Below are 22910 nucleotides of genomic sequence, written 5' to 3' on the forward strand. Positions count from 1 at the left end.
AGCTAGTCGGTGAGGCCGTAGCCGCGCTGGAACAGCCAGACGTCGATAGCGAGCACGACCACCGTGAGCGCCGACAGCACGACGAGCGCGGTGTCGGGTTCGATGTCGGAGACGCCGATGATGCCGTAGCGCACGCCGTTGACCATGTACACCATCGGGTTCAGGTAGCTCGCGGTGCGCGCGAGCCCGTCGAGGGCGTCGAGGCTGTAGAAGACGCCGCCGAAGAACACCAGCGGCCGGAGGATGAACTGGTTCAGGACCGTGAGGTGGTCGAAGTCCTCCGCGACGAGCCCGCCGATGACGCCGAACGCCGCGAACAGCGTGGTGATGACCCCGAGGAACGCCACCGCGTAGAACGGGTGGGCGAGCGTTCGGACGGGCGTGAACAGCGCGCCGATGACGGCGATGAGGATGCCGATGAGCACGCCACGGAGCGCCGAGGAGACGACGTACGCGACGACCATCTCCCAGTACGCCATGGGGCTGGTGAGCGTCTCGTGGATGTACTCGTTCCAGCGCCCGTGGAAGATGGAAAAGGAGGCGTTCTCGAAGGCGTTCGAGACCGCACCCAGCACGGCCAGCCCGGGGAGGATGAACTGGATGTAGGGGACGCCGCCGATGTCGCTGATGCGCGCGCCGAGGATGACGCCGAACACGCTGAAGTAGAGCACGTTCGTGATGAGCGGCGGCAGGAACGTGTTGTACGGCCGCCGGACGAACCGCAGAATCTCGCGGCGCGTCAGCGACTTCAGTCCCGTCGAGAAGCTCACGGGGCCACCTTCTGTGTCTCGCTGTCCTCGTGGTCGCCGCTGCTGCCGTCGGTGGCGTCGCCACCGGTGCGGGTGATGTCAACGAAGACGTCTTCGAGGCTGGTTCGTGCGACGTCGACGTCGACGACGCGGTGGCCCGCCGCCTCCAGTTGGCGGACGGCGACCGGGACGACTTCGCTGCCGCTGCTCGCGCGCAGCGTCACCGTGGTTCCGTCGACGGCGACCCTGTCGACGCGGTTGTCGTCGATGGTCGGGGTCGCTGCGGGCGCGGCGTCGAGCGTGAGCGTCACTTCGTCGGTGCCGCGCTCGGTGAGGTCGTCGGGCGTCGCGACGGTTACTTTCTGCCCGGAGTCGATGATGGCGACCTCGTCGCAGAGGCGCTCGGCCTCCTCGATGTAGTGCGTGGTGAGGAGGATGGTGGTGCCGTCGTCGTTGAGCCCGCGGATGACCTCCCAGAGGTCGTGGCGCAATTCGACGTCCACCCCGGCGGTGGGTTCGTCGAGGATGAGGAGGTCGGGGTCGGTGACCATCGCTCGCGCGAGCATGAACCGGCGCTTCATCCCGCCGGAGAGCCAGTCGAAGCGCGTCTCGGCCTTCCCACCGAGCCCAACGGTTTCGAGGGCTTCGGCGGCCCGCTCGGCGGCCTCCTCGTCGGAGACGCCGTGGTAGCCGGCCTTGTGCATCAGCACTTCGCGAATCGGGAAGAAGCGGTCGACGTTGTACTCCTGGGGTGCGAGCCCGATGGCGTCCCGGGCTTCCCGGTAGTCGTCCTCGACGTCGTGGCCGAACACTTCGGCGGTGCCACTGGTCTTCCGGGCGAGCCCGACGAGCGTGTTGATGAACGTCGTCTTCCCCGCGCCGTTCGGCCCGAGCAACCCGAAAAAGGAGCCCTCCGGAACGGACAACGAGAGCCCGTCGAGCGCGCGGACGTCCCCGTACTCCTTGACGAGGTCGTCGGTGCGTATCGCTGGCGGCATTTAAAATACGGAAGGCACGTGACGCGGTTAAGGCCACGGAAGTCGGCGATCGGTTCTGGCTCAGCCCGTGTTCTGCATGCCCGCGGCGACGCCCATCACGGAGAGCCGGAGCGCGCGCTCGGCGCTCGGACTCCGCTGCTCGCGGTCCAGTAACTCCACTTGCAGGAAGTTCAGCGGGTCGACGTAGGGGTTGCGGCGGTCGAGGCTCTCACGGAGCCACGCGCGGTCCACGAGGTCGTCGCGCCCCGTCGCCGCCAGCACTTCGCCGCGGGCTCGTTCGTACTCGTCGTCGATGCGCGGCTGGAAGCGCTCGCGGAGGTCGTCGGGCGCGAGCGCGGCGTACTCGTGGGTAATCTCGGGCTCGCTGCGCGCGAGCGCGAGCGCCGCGTTGTCGAGCGTCGTCCGGAAGAACGGCCACTCCTCGTACATCTCTTCGAGGAGGGCGTCGTCCTCGCAGGCGGCCAGCCCCGCGCCGAGGCCGTACCAGCCGGGGATGACACACCGCGTCTGCGTCCACGAGAACACCCACGGAATCGCGCGCAAGTCTTCCACGGCGCGCTCGCCCGTCCGGGAGGCGGGCCGAGACCCGAGGTTGAGGTCCTCGACGACGTCGATGGGCGTTATCGCCTCGAAGTACGAGACGAACCCCTCCGAGTCGAGGAGGTCGCGGTACGCTTCGCGGGCCGTCTCCGCCATCTCCGCCATCGCATCGACCCACTCGTCGGGGACGTCCGGGTCGTCCTCGGCGATGGCGGCGTGGCGCGCTCTCACTTGGGCGTTCAGCATCTGTTCGAGCTCGCGCTCCGCGATGCGGGGGTTGCCGTACGTCTCCGCGATGGACTCGCCCTGCTGGGTGAACTTCACGTCGCCCGTCACCGTCTCCTTGGGGAGCGCGAGCAGCGCCTCGTTCATCGGGCCGCCGCCCCGCGAGATGGAGCCGCCCCGCCCGTGGAAGAAGCGCACGTCGACATTATGGTCCTCGCAGATGGCGGCGAGCCGGCGCTGCGCGCGGTCGAGCTGCCAGTTCGCCGCGAGGAAGCCGTTCTCCTTGTTGGAGTCGGAGTACCCCAGCATAATCTCCTGGGTACGGTCCCGGGCGTCAACGAGCGCGCCGTACGCCTCGTTCTCGAACAGCGTCCCGAGGATGTCGCGGGCGTTCGACAGCGCCGACCGCGTCTCCAGGAGGGGCACCACGTCGAGGCCGGCGTGGTCGGGCAGCGAGAGCACGCCCGCCTGGTCCGCGAGGAAGACGACTTCCAGCACGTGACTCGGTTCCTCGGTCATGCTGATGCAGTACGCGTCGATGGCGTCCGGGCCGTACTCGCGGTGCCAGTCCGCGAGCGCGTCGAAGCGCCCGAGCACGCGCGCCGTCTCGTCGTCCACGCCCTCCGTGTCTTCGAGGTCCACCACGGGGTCGTCTTGGAGGACGGCTTCCGTGAGGAACGCCACGCGTTCGTCCTCGCTCATCCCCGCGTAGTCGATGCCCTCACGGTCGAGCGCCTCGCCGACTGCGTGCGTGTGTTTCTCGCGGTGGTCGCGGAGGTCTAAGGCTGCGAGGTGGAAGCCGAACGTCTCCACGCGCCGCACGAACGGCGCGACGTGCTCGTCGGCGACCTTCCCGAGCCCGGCCTCGCGCAGGCCGGCTTCGAGCGCGCGAACGTCTTCGAGCAGGCTCTCGGTGTCCGCGTAGCCGCCCGGCTGGACGTCGGTCACGCGGTCGACGCGCTCCTGTACGACGGCGACGACCTGCCGGAACAGTTCGTCGGGGTAGCGCTCGGCGACCTGGTCGACGACCCGGGGCACGTCCTCGCTAGCCTCGTCGAGGAGGTCCGCGGCCGCTTCGCTGTCCACGCGCGTGCCGTCCATCGAGAGCGCGCCGAGCAGGTCGTCGAGGTCGTCGAGGTAGCGCTCGGTGACGAGCCGGCGCTGCCGGTCGAGCACGCGCTCGGTGGTTTCGGTGGTGACGTAGGGGTTGCCGTCGCGGTCCGAGCCCGCCCACGACCGGAACGCCAGCACTTCCGGAACTTCGGGCGGGTCGTCGTAGCGTTCGGCGAGCGCGTCGTCGAGGTCCGCGTACACCTCCGGCACGACGTCGTAAACGGCGTTCGCGAGGTAGAACTGGACGTCGCGCGCCTCGTCGAACGGCGTCGGCTGGCGCTCGCGCACGCGGCGCGTCGTCCACAACGACTCGACGTTCGCCTCGATGCGGCGCCACGTCCGCTCACGTTCGCGGGGCGTGAGCCGTCGCTCGTCGAGTTCTTCGAGCAGTTCGCGGATGCGCTTGAGGTGGGCTTTGACGGTCTTCCGCCGGGCTTCGGTCGGGTGTGCGGTGAACGTCGGGACGACGTGGACGTCGTCGAGAATCCCGGCAACTTCGTCGGCGCTGGCGCCTGCGTCGGCGAGCACGTCAACTGCCCCGCGGACGCTGTCCGCGAGCGTGCCCTCGGCCTCGCTGCGGCGGAGTTCGCGGACGCGCTCGCGCTCCTCGGCGAGGTTCACGAGTTCGAAGTACCCTGCGAACGCTCGCGCGAGGTCCTCGTAGCCGTCGATGTCGGCTTCGGCGACGACCTCTCGGAGGGCGTCGCGGTCGTCGCTGTCGCCGCGTCGGTAGTCGATGGCGGCCGTGCGCGCGGCCTCGACGGCGTCGTAGGCCGCCGGTGACTCGTGAGCGCGCATCGCGTCGCCGAGCGTGGCACCGAGTTCACGGACGTCCTCGCGGACGCTCCTGCTGTGCAAGTCCATACCACACAGGTGGTCGTGCGGGGTTTTCAAAACACGGGTCGGCGCGACATATTGCCACTCGATTACGAGTGAAGAATTAGTCTACTCCGCCGGACTCTCCCACGGTGCCGCCGACGGCGACGACTCGGGTGCGACGGTGACGTTCGTCTCGTAGGTCACGCGGTCGTCCTGCACGGAGACAGCCACGGTCGCGCTGTAGAGCGCTGGGACTGCCGTCGGCGACCCGCTGCTGCGGTCCGCGTACGTACTGGCAGACACGTCGTCCTCGGCGTTCGGCACGTCCACGACGAACCCGTACTTGCCGTTCGCGTTCCCGCCGTTCTCGACGCTAACGTCGTAGGGCGCGCTGACGTTCTCCGCGAACGTCCAGTTCGCGATTCGCGTCCCGTTCACCGTGCCCTCGGTGACGTCGAGGGCGACGGTGTCGGAGGACTGGGTCTCTGTCGCGACCCGTGATCCGTTCTGGAACGCGGTAACGTTCGTGTCCGAGCCCTCGTCGATGACCTCAACGCGCCACGACGCCGTTCCGTCCGAGAACGTGAACGTCACGGGGCTGCCGCTCGTCGGCGTGACGACCGCCTCGAAGCGCCGCGTCTCGCTCACGTCCACGGCCGCCGTCCAGTCGTTCGTCCCGTTCGCGTCCGAGAAGTTCCGCTCGTCGGGCTGGGCGATGCGCGTCCCGTTCTCGACGCTCCCGACGGAGGCCGCCGTGATAGTGCCGCTGCTCGCGGACAACAACGACGCGTTCGCGTCCCACGTTCCGACGCCCGCCCCCAGTACGTTCCGAAGGTTCGCGTGGTCGGCGTCGTCGTGCGTGTTCGTCTGCACGAGCAACCCGCCGACCCCGGCCTCGGTAGCGCGCTCGTAGCCGACCACGTCGTCGGTCTCGCCGTGGTTCCGGGTGGCGAGGTTCTCCGTGAACACGACCGCGTTCAACACCAGCGCGAGCACCACGAACGCGAGCGCGAGTCCGAGCCCCGCGACGAGCAACAGCTGGCCGCGGTCCCGGTCCATGTCTCCGGGAGAAGCGGGCGGAGTACAAAAGGATTGTCGCGCGGCTACCCCGTGCGCGCGGTGCTGACGAGCGCGACGCCGACGCCCATCACGACGCCGCCGACGGCGAACCCGGGGCCCAGCGTTTCGCCGAGCAGGAGCGCGCCGAGCACGCCGCCGACGAGGGGCTGCGCGAAGAAGCACGCCGCGACCACGGTCGCCGTGGTGCGTTCGACGCCGCGGTACCAGAGGAACCACGCGGCCGCGGTGCTCGCGAGTCCGAGGTACGCGACCGCACCGACGACGCCCGGCGTGAGGGGGACGGTCGCGCCGGTCATCGCGAGTTCGACGGCGGCGAGCACGCCGAGCACCGGCACTGCCGCGAGCGAACTGTACGTTGCCGCGACGAGCGCGCCGTGCTTCCGGACGAGGCGCGCGCCGTCCACGGTGTAGGCCGCCCACGCCGCGCTCGCGACGAACAGCACCGCGACGCCAAACGCGCTCCCACCGCCGATGGAGAGCCCGTACTGGCCCGCGACGACGAGCGCGGTGCCGACGCCAGCGAGCGCCATCCCGCCGGTGGAGCGCCACGTCAGCCGCTCGTCGAGCATCGTGACGCCGAGTAGCAGCGTGAACACGGGCGTCAGCATCGTCAACAGCGACCCCTGACTGGCGGTGGTACGGTCGGTGCCGACGAACTGCGTCGCCAGCGTGAGCGCCACCCACGCGCCCAGCCGGAGGAAGCCGCGGCGGTCCCGCGCGGAGAACGATGCCTGCGTCCCGAGCGCGCGCAGCGCGACGTAGAGCGCGACGCCGCCGACCACGATTCGGAGGAACGCCAGCGTCACGGGCGGCACGGACGCGAACCCCCACTTGCTGACGACGTACATGCCGCCCCAGAGGCCGGCGGCGGCAAGCGGCGCGGCGGCGTCCCGGAGTCCCATAGTCGCTCGCGGACGCCCGCCTCCTAAGTCCCATCGAACCCCGGGAGGCTTTACCGACACCCGCCGTACCGCCGCCCATGCGCGTGGTCGTCCTCGGTTCGGGGTCGCTCGGGTCGCTGCTCGCGGGAGCGCTCGCCACGGCGGACGTGGACGTGACGCTGCTCGGCCGGGACGGGGACCACGTCCGTCGCGTCCGCGAGCACGGCCTCCGGTTCACGCACCCGGACGGCCGCGAGGAACAGATTCCGCTGGACGTGGCCACAGAACACGCGGCCGCCGTGGACGCCGACCTGCTCGTCGTCTGCGTGAAGAGCTACGACACCGGCGACGCGCTCGCCGATATCGCGGGGTACCTCGGCGACGCGGACGTGCTCACGCTCCAGAACGGCCTCGGGAACGCCGAAGCAATCGCCGACCACGTTCCCCGCGAACGCGTGGTCGCGGGGACGACGACGCACGGCGCGGTTCTCGAAGCCCCCGGCCACGTCCGGTACGCGGGCCGCGGCGACACCACCATCGGCCGCTACTTCGCGGCGAACGACGCTCGCGTCGAGGCCGTCGCGGACTGCTTGACTGCGGCGGGCATCGAGACGAGCGTGACCGACGACCCCGAGGCCGCGGTGTGGACGAAGGTGCTCGTGAACGCGGGCATCAACGCGGCGACGGCGCTCGCGCGCGTGCCGAACGGCGCGCTCGTCGAGTCCGAGAGCGGCGAGCGCGTGCTCCGGCGTGCGGTCGAGGAGGGCATCGCGGTCGCACGCGCCGAGGGAATCGCGGTGCCGCGGGACGCCGTCGAGCGCACGCGCGAGGTCGCCGAGCGCACCGCGACGAACCCGTCCTCGATGCGGCAGGACGTCGAGCGCGGCCGGCGAACCGAAATCGAGGCGCTGAACGGTGCGCTCGTCAGGCACGGCGCAACCCACGGCGTGGAGACGCCGGTCAACGAGACACTCGCGGAGCTCGTGCGACTCGCCGAAGAAAAGTAGGGCGCGCGGACTACTCCTCGTTGCGCGTGACTTCGTAGGAGAACTGCATCGCGTTCTCCGGCATAATCTTCACCGACCACGCCCCCGCGGCGGGGTCGTCGAGTCGGTACCGGAACGTCTGGTGTTCGCCGCTGTCGGCGTACGTCCCGTCGGACGTCGCCTGCCGGCGGGACGAGCCGAGGTCGACGGTGCCGCGGTTCGTCACGCTGACGCGTTCGGCGGCGACCTCCGTGCCGTTCGGCGAGACGAACGTCACGTCGAAGCTCGCCGGCTCGCTGTCCGCGCTCCGGTAGCGGCTCGCGGACAGGTCGAGGGTCACGTTCTCGGTGTCGTCGCTCACTTCGAACGACGTCTGGAAGGGCTGGTCGGGCTGAGTCCACACCTGGAAGCGGAGGCTGACGCGCTGCCAGTACGAGGAGCGGTCGGGGCGCGCCGGGTCCTTCAGCCCGAGGTCGAGTTCGGCGCGGTAGTCGCCGCGGTCGGCGTCACTCGGCGGCGTGACGGTGACCTCGATGGTCGCCGTCTCGCCCGGCGCAATCTCGTTGGGCGCGTCGATTTCCACCCACGAGCGTTCGAGCGTGTCGCGGTTGGCGTTGGGGCGGTAGCGGTCCTCGGTGACGAGTTCGGGGCTCACCGGGACGGCCTGGTCGCCGGTGTTCTCCACGACGAACTCGCGGGTGAACGAGTCGCCGGCCTGCACCTGCGAGTGCATGTACGTGTCCGAGACGACGCGCACGGTGGGATCCTGCCAGACTTCGACGTTCAGGGAGACGCCGTTGGCGGGCTGTGCGGGGCGGCCGGGATAGGAAATCGTCTCGTTCGTGAGCGCGATTGCCCCGGCGTACCGGTTGAGTTCGGCGTCCTCGGGAACGGAGACCGTGACGTCGAACTCCCGTTCCTCGCCGGCGTCGAGCTGGAGGTCCGAGCTCCCGATAGAGACCCACGACTTCTCGACGGGCCGCTCGCCGCGCGGCGGCACGAATAGGTGCGGCGAGAGCGTCACGGCCTCGTCTTCGCCGTTCTCGACGGTTATCGTGACGGTCTCGCTCTCGCCGGGCTTGAGGCGGAGGTTGCGGTACTGTTCGTCGACGTACAGTCGCGTGTAGTTCGTCTCGCCGTCCGACTGCTGGACCGCGTCCGCGTCGGCGGTCGCGGGCGAGTCGGTGGCGGGGCTGTTCGGCTGGGCGAGTGCCGTTGCGCCCGCTGCCGAGACGACGAGGACGGCAGCGATGGCGACGGCGGTAATCGTTCGCGCGTTCATGTGTACCTGCCAGTCCCGGCAGCGCTGTCGCTACGTTGCGGTACCAATCAGGGGCTTGCGGGGACCAGCGTCGGGACTGTCGGATGGTCGACTATTAGTAGTTCGGTTAGGTCAAGCGCCGATAGAACCGGCGACAGACTCTTGTGGATGCGACGGTCGTCCGACGTTAGGCTTCCGAGGGGCGCGGACAGTCGTAGGTGTCGCGGACGGTGTCCGCGAGAATCGATTCCTTGTGCAGGACGAGGTAGACGACGACGAAGTCGTGGTCGAGCGGCCGGAAGACGAACACCTCGTGCTCGCAGTCTTCCTCCTCGTTCAGGCGGTCGACGAGCGGCTCCAGCGGGAACGCCCCGGTCTGTATCTCCTCGAAGACGTCGCGCTCGCCGGGCTGTTCGGCGAACGCGTACACCGCGCCGTTGGGTTCGCCGTCCGCACTGAACGTCGGCCGGCCCTGCACGCCGGTGGCCTCCTGGTGGGCTTGCTCCATCGTGTCGAGGGCGGCCTCGAACAGGCCCGAGACGGCGTCGGCGTAGGTGAACAGCGTGCGCTTGCGGACGTCGAGGGCGGCGAAGCGCGCGTCGCCGTCGTCCCACGAGAGCGTCGCGTCGACGAGGTAGCCGGGTCGGAGCGCGTCGACTGCGAGGTCGTCGTAGCCGTCGGCGGCGACGCGGACTGGCTCGTGGTCGGCCCGGTCGAGCAGCAGGAGGTCGTCGGCGCGCTCGGGGGCGGCGCCGAGCACGCGGAACGTGCTCTCCGTCGTGGTCTCCATGCGCCGGGATTGCGTGCGAGAAGGGATAAGGGCGTCCGTCTTCGCGCCCAGCGGAGCCCTGGCCGTGCCTCTGCCCGCCGGCAGCGGCACGTCGTGTCCGGAAAGCATAAGACTCGACGAACCGGTGTTTATTTCCTGTTGTTCGTGCCAAAACGAACCGCTCAGTCCGCGGAGACGCGGCCCGCGTCGTCGGCGGCGTCCGCACAGCGGCGCTCCGTGTCCACGACGCGGAGGTCGCCGTCGAGCGTGACGTCCATCGCCTCGCCGGCCAGCGCAAATGACACCGTCACGCGCGTCGGGTCGGCGTCGTACGTCGTCGACGCGTCGGTCACGCACCACGGGAGCGTCCAGTGCTTGCGCGTGTCGAGCTCGACGCCGTGGTCGGCGTGGAACGCCACCACGTTGGAGTTGTCCAAAAGCGACAGCCCGACCGGCGAGGAGATGGTGTGCTGGCACTGCACGCACGTGTGGTCGACGCGCACGTCCAGCCCGAGCAGGTCCTCGTCGTCGGGGACGACGGCGGTGTCCACGCGGCCGCCACACTCCGGACAGACGCCGTCCGCGGCGAGACAGTGGAGGTGGCGCACGCGCTGGTCGAACGCCGCCTCGATTTCGGTCGTCGAGCGGTCGCGCAGCCCGCCTGGCGGGAACGCGTAGCGGCCGTAGACGCTCTCGCAGTCAGTACACCGGACGGTGAGGCGCTCGTCGGCGTACGCGGCTTCGAGCGAGCCGCCGCAGTCGAAGCAGTCGCCGGTCACGGGGAATTCGAGGGTGACGCGCTCGGTGAACGTCCCCGCGAGGATGGCGCGGACGACCTTCTCGCCGGCGTACTGGAACTCGTAGCCGTCCTCGACCTGCCGCACGAAGTGGTCAGTGAGCTTCGAGAGGTGGTAGTTGAACTGCGCGCTGTCCTTCATCCCGACCCGCTTGCGGAGGTCCGAGAACGCGACCGGGTGGTCGGGCGCGAGCCACAGCTCCTGCAGGATGGTGATTCGGGTCTCGTTCCCGAGCAGCGCGAACGCCTCGGCGGGCGGCAGGCTGTCGTCGAGGCTGCCGTCCGGGTCGAGGGGTGCGCCGTCGAGGGGCGTGTCGGAGCCGCTCATGCGCGGACGTACACGGACACGGGCCATAAGCCCTCGCAAAAATTCGGTTATGTAACTTACGCGAGAGGAATCGCCAGCACAACAGCAGCCGCCGTCGTGAACACGCCGAGGGCGAACAGGCCGACGTTCCAGACGGTGCTGTCGGCGGGGGTCAGCCCCAGCGAGTAGCGCGTGCTCGACACCGGCCACAGCGCGGCGACGCCCATCGGCGTGAGCGCGTCCGCCAGCAGGTGCGCGAGAATCGCGAACGCCGCGACCCCGCCCGCGCCGACGGTGAGTTCGACGGCCTGTTCGGGCGCGAGCGCGAGCCCGGCGGGACCAGTGAGGAGCCACGCCGCGCCACCGACGAGGACGCCGACGACGCCAGCGAACAGGAGCGTGTGCGTGACGCCGCGGTGCGAAATCAGCGGGATGTCGTGGTCGGCGTCGGGCAGCGGCGTCAGCGCGAGCACGAGCGCCAGCCCCGCCGCGGCCGCGACGACGCGGCCTAGCGACCCCAGTACGTACAAGACGGGTGCGTACGCGAGCAACGCGACGCCGTAGTGACCACTCCGGTACACAGTCTATCGTCGGCCCCGAGCAAGTAGAGGGTTCCGAGAGCGACTCAGGGCTGGCGCACGAGCAACACCGCGCCGACGACGAACGCCAGCAGGTACGCGGGGTGGCCCTGCGCGTACGCGACCGCTTCCGGGAGCGCCGCGCTCACGTCGCCGGTCGCCACCGCGGTGTCCAGCGTCTGGTCAGGTGCCTGCGCCCACAGCGCGAAGTGCGCTATCGCCGCCACGCCGAACACCACACCGACCAACTGGTACGCTCGGCCCGCCAGCGCGTCCCCGAGAGTCTGCGTAATTCCCATACGCGAGTGGTCGTGCCGCCGGTAGAAAAACCGTCCGCAGTCGTGCGACTCGCTGCTCGAACTTCGATGCGTCCGTACACACAGCAGTCGCTACGTCGTGTAGCGTCTCAAAGAAGTGGAACGTCGGCCGTCACTGAAAGCGACGGCGGGTAGGACTTAGTTGCGGACGAGGTTCGTCGCGCGCGGGCCCTTCGGGGAGGACTCGATGTCGAACTCGACTTCCTGACCCTCTTCGAGGTCGGGACCGCCGATGTCCTCCATGTGGAAGAACACGTCCTCGTCGTCGTCCACGTCGTCGCTGTCAGTCGAAATGAAACCGTAGCCGCCAGTGTCGTTGAAGAAGTCAACCTTGCCTTCTGCCATTACAAACAACCGTAGGGCCGCTTCGGGGATAACGCTTCCGAGAGTCGAGTTACCACGGGCCTCCGGGGGTGTTCGTCGCTATTTCCGGGCCGAGTCCAGCCGGCTGCGGCCGCACTCGACTACTGTTAAGGGCGTCCACGAGCGAGCTATCGGCATGTCAGCGTTCCAAACGCGCACCCGAGAGTGCCAGCAGCGACTCCGGGAGCGCGGTGCCAGCGGCGTCGTCCTGTTCCCGAGCCCGAACCTCTCCTATCTCGGCGGCTTCCGCGAGGAGCCCGGCGAGCGCCACCTCTTCCTGTTCGTGCCCGCGGCGGGCGACCCGGCGTTCGTCGCACCCGAACTGTACGGCGAACAGCTCCGCGAGGCCACGTGGGTCGAGGACGTCCGGCTGTGGGCCGACGTCGAAGACCCGACTGAGTTGGTCGCCGAGACGGCCAGCGACCTCGGGATGGCCGACGGCGAACTGTTCGTGGACTCGACGATGTGGGCGCGGTTCACGCAGGACCTCCGCGCGACGCTCCCGGACGCGACGTGGGGGCTCGCGGACGAAGTGCTCGGCCCGCTGCGCGTGCAGAAGGACGACGCCGAGTTGGACGCGCTCCGGCGCGCCGCGGACGCCGCCGACGCCGCGATGGAGGACGTCCACGACCTCGGCGCGGACGCGATTGGGATGACGGAGCGGGAACTCGCGACGTTCGTCGAGGACCGCCTCGTCGCGCACGGCGGCGACGGCACGTCCTTCCAGACCATCGTCGGGAGCGGGCCGAACGGCGCGAAACCACACCACCACCGCTCCGAGCGCGAAGTCGAACGAGGCGACCCCGTGGTGTTGGACTTCGGAACGCGCGTCGACGGCTACCCCAGCGACCAGACGCGCACGGTCGTGTTCGCGGGCGACCCACCGGCCGAGTTCGAGCGCGTCCACGACGTCGTTCGAGAAGCCCAGCAGGCCGCGGTCGAAGCGGTCGAACCGGGCGTGCCTGCGGAGGACGTGGACGCCGCCGCGCGCGAGGTCATCGCGGACGCCGGCTACGGCGAGGCGTTCGTCCACCGCACGGGGCACGGCGTCGGCCTCGACGTCCACGAGGAGCCGTACATCGTCGGCGGCAACGAGCGGCCACTGGCGGAGGGCATGGTGTTCTCGATTGAGCCCGGCGTCTACCTCGACGGCGAGTTCGGCGTGCGCATCGAGGACCTCGTGGTCGTCACCGAAGACGGCTGCGAGCGCCTCAACGACACGCCGCGCGGCTGGCGAGCGTAGCGCGGCGAGCGACCCACGACTGTCCGGCCCGCGGTCTATATTTCGTTCCGAAATAGTTGCGTTTTTATCCGGGCCACGCCGAGCACGAAGTAGTCGTGGTCCCGAACCCGTTCAGTCGGCTCCTCCGCGAAATCGGGCTGGCGCTGGCGCGCCTCGGGCTCATCTCCGAGGAACGCGCCCGCCGGACCTCGGACCTCGCGTGGCCGCGCATCGTCACCGGCGTCGCGCGCATGTCCAAGAGCGCCGCGGACGTCGCGATGGTGGGCGTCGTCCTCGGGAGCTCCGCCATCGCCGGCGTCGGGTTCGCCGGCCCGTTCTGGGGCGCGGCGTTCAGTCTCGGCGGCGGGCTCGCGGCGGGGACCATCGCGCTCGTCTCCCAGCGCTTCAGCGCCGAAGCCTACGACGAACTCGGGCAGGCCATCCGGTCGAGCACGCTGCTCGTGTTCGCGACGACGCTCCCGGTCGCCGCGCTGTTCTACCTCTTCCCCGTCGAACTCATCGAACTGCTGACCGACGACCCCGCGGCCGTCACGTACGGGGCCGACTACCTCCGCGTGCTCGCGTTCGGCGTCCCGTTCGCCGGCCTCAACCTCGTCGGGAGCCGCTCGCTCATCGGGGCCGACGACGCGTGGACCGCGATGGTGTTGCGCGCGGGCGGGGCCGTCGTCAACATCGGCTTGAACGCCGTGTTCATCTTCGCACTCGGGTGGGGCGTCGAGGGCGCGGCGCTCGGCACCGTCGTCAGCAACGTCGTCATCGTGGCGGCGTTCGTCGTCGGTATCACGCGCGGCCGCCTCCCGCTCGTCGGCGCGTTCCCCGTCACCGTCTCCCCGTTCGGCGGCTACTGGGACCGCGAGACGTGCCGCGACGTCGTCAGCATCGGCCTGCCGGTCGTCGGTCGGAACTCCGTCTGGACGGGCGCGCGCTTCCCCCTCCTGGCGTTCGTCGGCCTGCTCGGCTCCGAGGTCGTCGCCGCGTACGTCGTTACGCGGCGCATCTGGGGCATCATGAACGCGCCCGGCTGGGGGTTCGGGCTCGCCGCGTCCAGCCTCGTCGGCCAGGAACTCGGCCGCGGCGACGAGTCCACCGCGGAAGCCTACGGCCGCGAAATCGTCGTGTTCTCTGTCGCCACATACGCACTGTTCGCCGCGCTCGTCGCCATCTTCGCCCGGGACATCGTCGTGCTGTTCGTCGAAGACCCGACGTCCGCGAGCGTCCCCATCGCGGTCGGGATGGTGTACGCGGCCGCGCTCGCCATCGTCCCGCAGGGCGTCACCAGCGCCGTCGCGGGCGCGCTCGACGCCACCGGCGACACCCGCTGGCCGTTCTACAGCCGCGTCTTCGGCATGTTCGGGCTCGCCATCCCGCTGGTCTACCTCGGCGCGACGACCTCGCTGGGGATTCTCGGCATCTACCTCGCGTTCTTCGCGGAGACGGTCGCGCCCGCCGTCATCAACTACTACCGCTTCGCCACCGGGAAGTGGAAGGCCATCAGCCGCGGCTATCGGCCGGAAGCCGCGACCGACGACTGAGAAGGAAGCCGTGGGGGGGAGTTGAACCCCCGACCGGTCGATTACAAATCGACTGCTCTGGCCACTGAGCTACCACGGCGCGCGTCGCCACGTCAACGTACAGCCAACGAGGAAATAACCCCTTTGATACCCGCCGGGTTCGCCGCCCGACTCCGGGACGGGCCACACGTGGCCTCCCGTGGCCGGCGACGAGCTTTTTGTGTGTGCCGAGCGAGCAGTCGATAATGCACTGGAGTGGTCGCGCGTGAGTCTGTCCGTGTCCAGCCCCGCGTTCGCCGACGGCGACCGGATTCCCGAGCAGTACGGCCACGACGCCGCGAACGTCAACCCCCCGCTGTCGATTTCGGGGGTGCCCGACGACGCGGTGTCGCTGGCGCTCGTCGTGGACGACCCGGACGCCCGGAAGCCCGCCGGAAAAATCTGGGACCACTGGACGGTGTGGAACGTCCCGCCGAGCGTCGAGGAGATCCCCGAGAACTGGGACGCGAGCGCCGACGGCGCGACTGAGGGGACGAACGACTTCGACGAGCGCGGGTACGGCGGGCCGGCGCCGCCGGACCGCGAACACACGTACCAGTTCAAACTGTACGCGCTCGACACCGAACTCGACCTGCCCGAGTCGGCGGGCCGGGAGGCGGTCGAAGCCGCAGTCGAGGGCCAGGTCCTCGACGACGCGCTCCTCGAAGGGACGTACGCGCCCTGACGCGCGAGCGCCCGCGAAGAGTACGGCATTTACGCCAGCACTCCCTTCTCCGGGTATGGTCGCGCCGCTCGCCGTCGACATCGACGGGACGCTGAGTCGCCCGGACCGGTCCATCGACAGTCGCGTGCTGGACGTGCTCCGGGAGTGGGAGGCACCGGTCGTGATTGCGACCGGGAAGGCGCTGCCGTACCCGGTCGCGCTCTGCCAGTTCGTCGGCGTCGCCGAGCGCGTCATCGCGGAGAACGGCGGCGTCGCGTACGTGAACGACGAACTGTTCTACTTCGGCGACAGGGACGCCGCCGCGGACGTCCACGAGGCGTTCGCGGACGCGGGCTTCGACCTCGGTTGGGGAGAGTCGGACCTCGTGAACCGCTGGCGGGAGACCGAACTCGCGGTGAACCGCGAGCGTCCGCTGGACGTGCTGACGGACCTCGCGGACGAGTACGGTCTGAGCGTCGTGGATACAGGGTTCGCGTACCACGTGAAGGCCACCGAGCCGAGCAAGGGCGCGGCGCTGGAGGTCGTCGCCACGGAACTCGGCTACGAGCCCGCGGACTTCGCCGCTGTCGGGGACTCCGCGAACGACGTGGAGCTGTTCGAGGCAGCCGGCGAGTCGTACGCCGTGGCGAACGCCGACGACGCCGCGCGCGACGCCGCAGAGGTCGTGCTCGACGAGTCGTACGCCGACGGCTTCCTCGCGGCGACGCGGCGCATCCGTGCCGAGTAGCGACTCGGGGAATTTAGTGGCGTCGCGCGAACCACGAGGTATGGACTTGGCCGCGCGGCTCGCGGACGCTCCCTCCCCGACGATGACGATGCTGCCGGACGGGAGCGTCGACCGCCGGTTCGGCGTGCTCGACCGCGGGCACGCCCCCGAGAGCCGCAGCGTGTTCGTCGAGCAGTTGTCGGGCGGGCAGCGCTCGTTCGTCACCGAGCACCGCGGCGTCGAACCCGGCGGGCAGGCGGTGAACGCGGCGATACAGGGCCGCGAACTGGGCGCGGACGTCGAACTGTACGGCCACCTCGACCACGAGGTGTTCGGCGTGCTCGACGCGGACGGTCACTCGATGGGCGCGCCCGCGTCCGTGAACGTCTACGAGTTCGAGGACTCCGCTTTGATGCTGACCACGGAGTCGACGGACATCCGGACCTGGACGTACGACGACCTCGTCGCCGCGGGCGGCGACGAAGCGCTGGACGCGGACGCAGTCGTCTGGACGAACTGGTCGTCGCTGGCGAACTCAACGGATGCGCTCCACCGCGCGGCCGACCGCCCCGGCGAGGGCGGCGTGCTCGTGCTCGACCCGGGCGGCGTCGCGGTGCGGACGCCCGCCGAGCGCGCGGGCTTCGTGGACGCGCTGGGCGCGCTCGCGGACCGCTACGACGTAATCGTCAGCGCGAACGACGAGGAACTCGGGTCGCTGGCGTCGGCGGTCGGCGTCGAAGGTAGCGTCGTCGAGGAAATCCGTCGGCTCCGCGAGCGCGCGGGCATTACCGCGGTCGTGATGCACGGCGAGCAGCGCGCGGTCGCCGCCACGTGCGGGGAGGTCGTCGCCGTGCCGAACTTCGAGACGGCGGACGTCTCCCGGTTCACGGGCGGCGGCGACCGTTTCTCGGCTGCGCTCGGGTTCGCGAGGGCCTGCGGGTGGGCGTGGGAGCCGTCGCTGTGGCTCGCGAACGCGTGTGCGTCGTACTACGTCGGCACGGGGTTGACAGGCGACCGCGCCGCCATCGCGGAGTACGTGAGCGAGGCGGCGGTGCTCGCTGGGGACGGGAGCCACAACGATTAACCGTCAACCTTTCGATAGAATTACTGATGAGCGGCGACGCAGGGCGCTCCGCTAGCGCCCCGGACACCGGCGAGGCCCGTGAGGGCGCGACGCTCGTTCTCGGCGAAACCAGTCACGACGACGCCTGCCGTCGGCTCGCCAACGAGAGCGCCAACTACGCGCACCGCGTCCGTGCGACTACCGACGCGGAGTCGGGGACGTGCTGCGCGAGCGCGGATGACCTGTACGACACCGGCGTCTACGAGGACCTCGCGCTCGCGGAGGCCGGCATCGTCGTCTCGGACACGATTGCGAACCTCGACGGCGGCGTCACCGAGCCGAACCCCCTCGTCGTCTGCGTGGACGGGCTGCCGCGGCCGACCGACGAGACCGGCCGCCAGCAGCTCGTCCAGTTCCTCCACGCCGTCACGCACCGCGTCGGCACCGCGAACGGTCGCTGTCACGCCCACCTCGCCGTCGACGCCGACGACGACCTCGCCGAGGTCGTCGAACCGCTGTTCGAGACGGTCGTCGACGCCAGTCCCTAGTCAGTCGTCGGCCGCGAGGTCGTCGGCGTGGTCGTGCTCTTCGAACTCCGCGCTCTCGGGTACGTCACTGGTGTCGTGGACGCCGACCGGCGGGAGGTTCACGCCGGCAGCGGGCGACGCTCCGAGGTCGGTGTCGGCGTCGATGTTGTCCATCTCGCCGTCCGCGTCGCGGGCATCCTGGTCGATGCGCATCGAACAGAACTCGACGCCACACATCGAGCAGAAGCGCGCGTCCTCGTAGTTGTCTCCGGGGAGCGTCTGGTCGTGGTAGTCGCGGGCGCGCTCGGGGTCGAGCGCGAGGTCGAACTGCCGCGACCAGTCGAACTCGTAGCGCGCCTCCGAGAGCGCGTCGTCCCAGTCGCGGGCACCCGGGAGGCCGGCGGCGACGTCGCCGGCGTGCGCGGCGATGCGGTAGGCGGCCATCCCCTCGCGGACGTCCTCGGCGTCGGGGAGGCCGAGGTGTTCTTTCGGCGTGACGTAACACAGCATCGCAGCGCCCGCACGCGCCGCCTCAGTCGCGCCGATGGCGCTCGTAATGTGGTCGTAGCCGGGCGCGACGTCCGTCACCAGCGGCCCGAGCACGTAGAACGGCGCGCCGTCGCAGACCTCCTGCTGGCGCTCGACGTTCGCCCGAATCTCGTCCATCGGGACGTGGCCCGGCCCTTCGACCATCACCTGGACGCCGTGGTCCCACGCGACCTGCGTGAGTTTCCCGAGCGTCTCCAGTTCCGCGAACTGGGCGTCGTCGCTGGCGTCCGCCAGCGACCCCGGGCGGAGGCCGTCGCCCAGCGAGAACGTCACGTCGTGCTCGCGGAATATCTCACAAATCTCCTCGAAGCGCGTGAACAGGGGGTTCTGCGCGCCGTTCTCCTCCATCCACTGCGCGAGAATCGACCCGCCGCGGGAGACGATGCCGGTGGTGCGGCCGTCCGTCAGCGGGAGGTGTTCGGCGAGCACGCCCGCGTGTATTGTCATGTAGTCGACGCCCTGCTCGGCCTGCTTCTCGATGACGTCGAGCAGGAGGTCGGGCGTGATGTCGGGCACGCCGTCGACGCGCGTGACGGCCTCGTAGATGGGGACCGTGCCGACGGGCACCGGCGAGTGCTCGACCTGCATCTCGCGGATGTCGTCGAGGTTCGCGCCCGTCGAGAGGTCCATCACGGTGTCCGCGCCGTAGTGGACCGCGGTGTGGAGCTTCCGGAGTTCCTCCTCGCGGCTGCTGGTCGTCTCGCTGTTCCCGATATTAGCGTTCACTTTCGTGGCGAACTCGCGGCCGATGACCATCGGGTCGAGCGAGGCGTGTTCGTGGTTGGTCGGGACGACGGCCTGCCCGTCGGCGACCTGCTGGCGGACGAACTCGGGGTCGCGGTTCTCCCGTTCGGCGACTCGTTCCATGGCGGGCGTGACCGTCCCGTCGCGGGCGTGTTCGAGCTGCGTCGGCATGGATAACTAGGTGGTAATACCAGGTAATAAAACGTGGTGGTGGCCGCGGCTCAGAGTAGGCAAACGTCGGGAGAAGCGTGGCGGCTCAGGCGTGGGGCTCGAAGACGTCCTCGTGGAGTCGGCCGGCGACCGTGTCCAGCAGCGTCTGGAGATTCTGGGTGTCGTAGCGGTTGTACTCCACGAGTTTGTCGAGGGCGGCCTCGTCGCCGTCCTCGTAGCGGTGCCAGAGCCGGACGGCCTCGCGGCCGTCGACGTCCATCCCGCCGCGGTCGATGCCGAGGTCCTGCTCGACCTGCTTGAGCCCGCCGGTCAAATCGAGGCGCCGGCAGAGGTACATCAAGTCGAGGTGCGGCGCGTCCACGCTGACGTCGTAGTTGTGCTCGACGAACGGCTGGTCGAAGCGCTTCCCGTTGAACGACACCACGAGCGAGGCGTCCAGCAGCTCCGCGAGGTTCTCGCTGGTGAGGTCGTCGCCGCGCACGAGCGTCTCGGTGCTCCCGCCGTGGTGGACGCTCACCGTCGTCACGTCGCTGCCGCGCTTGTCCAGGCCGGTGGTTTCGATGTCGAAGAACGCCACGTCGTCGGCGACGTTCTCGTAGAGCCGCCAGAGGGCGTTGTTCGGGAACGCGTCGGCGAAGAACTGGGTGTCGCCCGTGTCGAGCGCCGCCCGGGCGTCGTCGATGAACGCGTGGACGTTCGCGGCGGTGGTCTCGCCGACGCCGGGCGCGCTCGCGTCGAAGTCGTCCCAGTGCGTGACGCCGTGCTGCCAGAGGCGTCGCTCGGTGGTTTCGCCGACGCCGGGTGCGGGGATGAACGAGTTCTCGACGCGCATACTACTCGGTGGGTGCCTGCGGTACAAAGGCGTCGCGGTCCCGCGGTCGGGCGCCTCCCGTACGAACACCGAGCACGACCAGCGGAAGCCTTCAGTTCGTTCGGTCCCTACGCCTCGTCGTGCGTCGAACTGTGCTCGCCGTCGTCGCCGGCGCCCTCGCGCAGGCCGCGCTCCTCGCGGCCGTCTCGGGGATGCCACACCACCACCCGGGCCTCGGAACGATTGCGTTTCGCGTGCTCTCGGTCGGCGTCGTCGGCGGATTCGTCGCGGCGGCTGTCGCCGACCACGCGCCGTTCCGCGCGGGCGCTGCGTCCGGCAGCCTCGCAGGACTCGGCGTCGGCGCGGGGTTCTGGTGGCTCGTCTTCTACGGCGACGCGGTCGGCGTCTTCCACCACTTCCACTACGCGCTCGCGACGACGACCGCGCTCGTCGACCTCCTCACGGCGACGCCGCGCCTCGTCGTCGCGGGCGGGGCGCTCGTCGTCGCCGTCGCGTTCGCCGCTGGCGGGCTCGTGGGCGGGTACGCCGCGAACCGCCAGCCCTGAAGGCCCTGAACTACGTCGCGGCGCGCGACGCCACCAACCCGAGCAGCCACGTGACCACGAACCCCGTGACGGTCGCGGCCGTCTCGCCGGCGACCGCGCGCACGCCGGTCGACACGAGCAGGTAGCACACGACGACCACGCCACAGGCGAGTAGCGCCCACGCGACGCCCGCGAGCCGGCTGTCGAGGCGCTCAGTCCACGAGTCCGCGTAGATGTTCGGGACCGCGACGCCCGCGAGAATCACGAGGGCAAACGCGTCCCGTTCGCCCGGCACGTGCGAGAAGACCAGCGAGACGGCGGCGAGCGCGACGACGACGGACGTGGCTGTCACGGCGAACTCGACGCTGCCGAGCCACGACCGGAATCGAGAGAGCGCGCTCATACTGGCTGGTTTCGCGCCGGCGGCTTCAACGTAGCGACGAGTCGCGCGCAGTGAGGCACGAGACCGCAACGCGTTAGGGGCGGAGGCGGCGTACGTGGTGACGGTATGACGCTACTGTGCGCCGACACTGTCGTCTGTGACGCCGACCGGACCATCGACGACGGCGCGGTCGTCGTCGCCGGCGACCGCATCGAGGCGGTCGGCGACCGCGGGGACCTCGCGGACGCGTACCCGGACCACGAGCGCGTCGACTGCGACGTGCTCGTCCCCGGGCTCGTCGGCGCGCACATCCACTCCGTACAGAGCCTCGGCCGCGGCATCGCCGACGACGAGGAGCTGCTGGACTGGCTGTTCGACCACGTGCTCCCGATGGAGGCGTCGATGGGGCCAGACGAGATGCGCGCGGCCGCGGACCTCGGCTACCTCGAACTAATCGAGTCGGGGACGACCACGGCCATCGACCACCTCTCGGTCGCGCACGCCGACGAAGCGTTCGACGCCGCCGCCGACGGCGGCGTCCGCGCGCTCATGGGGAAGGTCCTGATGGACAAGGACTCCCCGGACGGCCTGATGGAGGATACCGACGCCGCGCTCGCCGAGACCGAGGACCTCATCCAGCAGTACGACGGCATCCGGAACGACCGCATCCGGTACGCCATCACGCCCAGGTTCGCCGTCTCCTGCACCGAGGCGTGCTTGCGGGGCTGCCGCAGTCTCGCCGACGAGTACGGCGTGCGAATTCACACGCACGCCAGCGAGAACCGCGGCGAAATCGAGACCGTCGAGGACGAGACGGGGATGCGCAACGTCCACTGGCTGGACGAAGTCGGGTTGACGGGCGAGGACGTGGTGCTGGCGCACTGCGTGTGGACCGACGAGACCGAGCGCGAGGTGCTCGCCGAGACGGGCACGCACGTCACGCACTGCCCGTCCTCGAACATGAAACTCGCCTCCGGCGTCGCGCCGATTCGGGACTACCTCGACCGCGGCATCAACGTCGCGCTCGGCAACGACGGCCCGCCCTGCAACAACACGCTGGACGCGTTCACGGAGATGCGCCAGGCCAGCCTCCTCGGGAAAGTCGAGGAACTGGACCCGACCGCGATTCCCGCGCGCACCGTCTTCGAGATGGCGACCCGCAACGGCGCGAAGGCCGCGGGCTTCGAAACCGTCGGCAAACTCCGCGAAGGATGGACGGCGGACGTCGTCGGGCTCACGACGGACAACGCGCGCTCGACGCCGATTCACGACCCCTACTCGCACCTGGCGTTTGCGGCGCACGGCGACGACGTGATGTTCACGATGGTCGACGGCGAAGTGCTCTATCGGGACGGCGAGCACGTCCGGCTGGACGACGCGGGCATCCGGGAGCGCGCCCGCGAGTTCGCCGACGCGTACTGACCGTTCGCCGGTTCGCCCACAGCTCTATTTGGTAGCCACTCGCACACCAGGGCATGGGTTACGCCGAGGACATGTGCGACATCGTCGTCTCGCACGCCGGCCGGAAGGTGCGCTTTTTCGTTCGTATCGACCCGGACACCCGCGAACAGGACGTGCTCCACGAGCGCGAGGACCTCGAGTGGACCGACGAGGACGCTGACGCCGCCGACTCCGAACTCCAGGAACTCGTCGCGAAGACCGCCTACGAGGCCCAAATGGGCGCGGAGAACGTCACCCAGCTCGTGAAGGTCGCCGACGACATGGTGCTGTTCACGGGGTTCATCGAGGACGAGGTGGTCGTCGTCTCCTTCGAGCGCGGGATTCTCGGCGCGCTGCCGGCGATGGTCGGGGAGTTCCGCGAGTACATGCTCGACCACGACGTCGAATTCACGGCGCTGGCCGAACCCAAGCAGTCCGCGGACGGCTGACCGGTGGTGTTCAGATAAGCAGTTTCCAGCAGCAGAGTTGTGGGGGACAGCTGAAAGCCCTCGGCTGTCTCGGCTCCCGCGGCTCGCTGCGCGCGTTCGCTCCCGCTGGTCGCTCACGTGCTTGTGTCGCCGGGATTCGCCGAGACGCCTCGCCCTTTCAATCCACCAGGATTACCGGCTGTATCGGCGAGCACATCAAGCCAGTTTCAGTCCTTATCTGAACACTGCCGGCTGACCCGGCACCACGCTTTTCCGGCGGGCGC

The 22910-nt window shown here is 69.6% G+C and carries 24 protein-coding genes and 1 tRNA gene; 10 read left to right on the top strand and 15 right to left on the bottom strand.

The window, feature by feature from the left end; translation table 11 throughout:
* Positions 1-2: 2 nt before the first annotated feature.
* From LT974_RS04500 to LT974_RS04520, 5 genes are all read right to left on the bottom strand, one after another.
* A complete protein-coding gene (locus tag LT974_RS04500; RefSeq protein ID WP_232589478.1) occupies positions 3-770 on the bottom strand; it encodes an ABC transporter permease in 768 nt (255 codons plus the stop codon).
* On the bottom strand, positions 767-1747 hold the full coding sequence (locus LT974_RS04505) for an ABC transporter ATP-binding protein (RefSeq protein WP_232589480.1): 981 nt from the start codon (positions 1745-1747) through the stop codon (positions 767-769). The genes LT974_RS04500 and LT974_RS04505 overlap by 4 nt, the downstream gene beginning before the upstream one ends.
* Before the next feature lie 60 nt (positions 1748-1807).
* Positions 1808-4489 carry a phosphoenolpyruvate carboxylase gene (gene ppc, locus LT974_RS04510; RefSeq protein ID WP_232589481.1) on the bottom strand — a complete coding sequence of 894 codons (2682 nt, stop codon included), beginning with the start codon at positions 4487-4489 and terminating at the stop codon, positions 1808-1810.
* Between the two features lie 81 nt (positions 4490-4570).
* Positions 4571-5503 carry a hypothetical protein gene (locus tag LT974_RS04515; RefSeq protein WP_232589482.1) on the bottom strand — a complete coding sequence of 311 codons (933 nt, stop codon included), beginning with the start codon at positions 5501-5503 and terminating at the stop codon, positions 4571-4573.
* Positions 5504-5547: 44 nt separating this feature from the next.
* A complete protein-coding gene (locus LT974_RS04520; RefSeq protein WP_232589483.1) occupies positions 5548-6426 on the bottom strand; it encodes a DMT family transporter in 879 nt (292 codons plus the stop codon).
* Positions 6427-6503: 77 nt separating this feature from the next.
* On the opposite strand from LT974_RS04520, the gene LT974_RS04525 reads away from it, so the two are divergent.
* Positions 6504-7412: a ketopantoate reductase family protein gene (locus LT974_RS04525; RefSeq protein WP_232589484.1), complete on the top strand. Its 909-nt coding sequence runs from the start codon at positions 6504-6506 to the stop codon at positions 7410-7412.
* A 10-nt stretch (positions 7413-7422) separates the two neighbouring features.
* On the opposite strand, the gene LT974_RS04530 is transcribed toward LT974_RS04525, so the two are convergent.
* The 6 genes from LT974_RS04530 to LT974_RS04555 all read right to left on the bottom strand — a co-directional run bounded on the left by LT974_RS04530 (position 7423) and on the right by LT974_RS04555 (position 11764).
* Positions 7423-8673 (bottom strand): hypothetical protein, encoded by a 1251-nt coding sequence (locus tag LT974_RS04530; protein WP_232589485.1) that lies wholly within the window; start codon positions 8671-8673, stop codon positions 7423-7425.
* Between the two features lie 166 nt (positions 8674-8839).
* Positions 8840-9442, bottom strand: coding sequence for a DUF6663 family protein (locus LT974_RS04535; protein ID WP_232589486.1), 603 nt, complete (start codon positions 9440-9442; stop codon positions 8840-8842).
* A gap of 161 nt (positions 9443-9603) precedes the next feature.
* Entirely contained in the window at positions 9604-10545 is a 942-nt protein-coding gene (locus LT974_RS04540; RefSeq protein WP_232589487.1) for a winged helix-turn-helix domain-containing protein, read from the bottom strand.
* A 56-nt stretch (positions 10546-10601) separates the two neighbouring features.
* Positions 10602-11105, bottom strand: a complete 504-nt coding sequence (locus LT974_RS04545; RefSeq protein WP_232589488.1) for a metal-dependent hydrolase — start codon at positions 11103-11105, stop codon at positions 10602-10604.
* A gap of 44 nt (positions 11106-11149) precedes the next feature.
* Positions 11150-11401, bottom strand: a complete 252-nt coding sequence (locus LT974_RS04550) for a hypothetical protein (protein WP_232589489.1) — start codon at positions 11399-11401, stop codon at positions 11150-11152.
* Positions 11402-11557: 156 nt separating this feature from the next.
* Complete coding sequence (locus tag LT974_RS04555) at positions 11558-11764, bottom strand: cold-shock protein (protein ID WP_230888480.1); 207 nt, start codon at positions 11762-11764, stop codon at positions 11558-11560.
* 154 nt (positions 11765-11918) lie between these two features.
* On the opposite strand from LT974_RS04555, the gene LT974_RS04560 reads away from it, so the two are divergent.
* Positions 11919-13025: a M24 family metallopeptidase gene (locus LT974_RS04560; protein WP_232589490.1), complete on the top strand. Its 1107-nt coding sequence runs from the start codon at positions 11919-11921 to the stop codon at positions 13023-13025.
* A 95-nt stretch (positions 13026-13120) separates the two neighbouring features.
* A complete protein-coding gene (locus tag LT974_RS04565; RefSeq protein WP_232589492.1) occupies positions 13121-14557 on the top strand; it encodes an MATE family efflux transporter in 1437 nt (478 codons plus the stop codon).
* 6 nt (positions 14558-14563) lie between these two features.
* Here the strand turns inward: LT974_RS04565 and LT974_RS04570 are convergent.
* Positions 14564-14636: transfer RNA gene (locus tag LT974_RS04570), tRNA-Thr, on the bottom strand.
* A gap of 165 nt (positions 14637-14801) precedes the next feature.
* On the opposite strand from LT974_RS04570, the gene LT974_RS04575 reads away from it, so the two are divergent.
* From LT974_RS04575 to LT974_RS04590, 4 genes are read left to right on the top strand one after another with little or no spacing between them, the layout of a single operon-like run.
* Entirely contained in the window at positions 14802-15260 is a 459-nt protein-coding gene (locus tag LT974_RS04575; protein WP_232589493.1) for a YbhB/YbcL family Raf kinase inhibitor-like protein, read from the top strand.
* A 55-nt stretch (positions 15261-15315) separates the two neighbouring features.
* The gene (locus LT974_RS04580; protein ID WP_232589494.1) at positions 15316-15987 is read left to right on the top strand and encodes a phosphoglycolate phosphatase; all 672 of its coding nucleotides are present in this window, start codon (positions 15316-15318) and stop codon (positions 15985-15987) included.
* Positions 15988-16027: 40 nt separating this feature from the next.
* Complete coding sequence (locus LT974_RS04585; protein WP_232589495.1) at positions 16028-17050, top strand: carbohydrate kinase family protein; 1023 nt, start codon at positions 16028-16030, stop codon at positions 17048-17050.
* 26 nt (positions 17051-17076) lie between these two features.
* Entirely contained in the window at positions 17077-17577 is a 501-nt protein-coding gene (locus tag LT974_RS04590; RefSeq protein WP_232589496.1) for a DUF7504 family protein, read from the top strand.
* On the opposite strand, the gene thiC is transcribed toward LT974_RS04590, so the two are convergent.
* Positions 17578-19020, bottom strand: coding sequence for a phosphomethylpyrimidine synthase ThiC (thiC, locus tag LT974_RS04595; protein WP_232589497.1), 1443 nt, complete (start codon positions 19018-19020; stop codon positions 17578-17580). It abuts the gene before it with no gap.
* An 85-nt stretch (positions 19021-19105) separates the two neighbouring features.
* A complete protein-coding gene (locus tag LT974_RS04600) occupies positions 19106-19852 on the bottom strand; it encodes a ribonuclease H-like domain-containing protein (RefSeq protein ID WP_232589498.1) in 747 nt (248 codons plus the stop codon).
* 119 nt (positions 19853-19971) lie between these two features.
* On the opposite strand from LT974_RS04600, the gene LT974_RS04605 reads away from it, so the two are divergent.
* Positions 19972-20397, top strand: a complete 426-nt coding sequence (locus tag LT974_RS04605) for a hypothetical protein (RefSeq protein ID WP_232589499.1) — start codon at positions 19972-19974, stop codon at positions 20395-20397.
* Positions 20398-20407: 10 nt separating this feature from the next.
* Here the strand turns inward: LT974_RS04605 and LT974_RS04610 are convergent, their stop codons facing one another.
* Complete coding sequence (locus LT974_RS04610; protein ID WP_232589500.1) at positions 20408-20779, bottom strand: hypothetical protein; 372 nt, start codon at positions 20777-20779, stop codon at positions 20408-20410.
* 105 nt (positions 20780-20884) lie between these two features.
* On the opposite strand from LT974_RS04610, the gene LT974_RS04615 reads away from it, so the two are divergent.
* Both LT974_RS04615 and LT974_RS04620 read left to right on the top strand, forming a co-directional pair.
* Positions 20885-22180, top strand: a complete 1296-nt coding sequence (locus LT974_RS04615) for a 5'-deoxyadenosine deaminase (protein WP_232589502.1) — start codon at positions 20885-20887, stop codon at positions 22178-22180.
* Positions 22181-22233: 53 nt separating this feature from the next.
* The gene (locus tag LT974_RS04620; RefSeq protein ID WP_232589503.1) at positions 22234-22647 is read left to right on the top strand and encodes a hypothetical protein; all 414 of its coding nucleotides are present in this window, start codon (positions 22234-22236) and stop codon (positions 22645-22647) included.
* Positions 22648-22910: the final 263 nt, after the last annotated feature.

It is taken from the genome of Halobacterium noricense, from assembly GCF_021233435.1.
Lineage (GTDB): Archaea > Halobacteriota > Halobacteria > Halobacteriales > Halobacteriaceae > Halobacterium > Halobacterium noricense.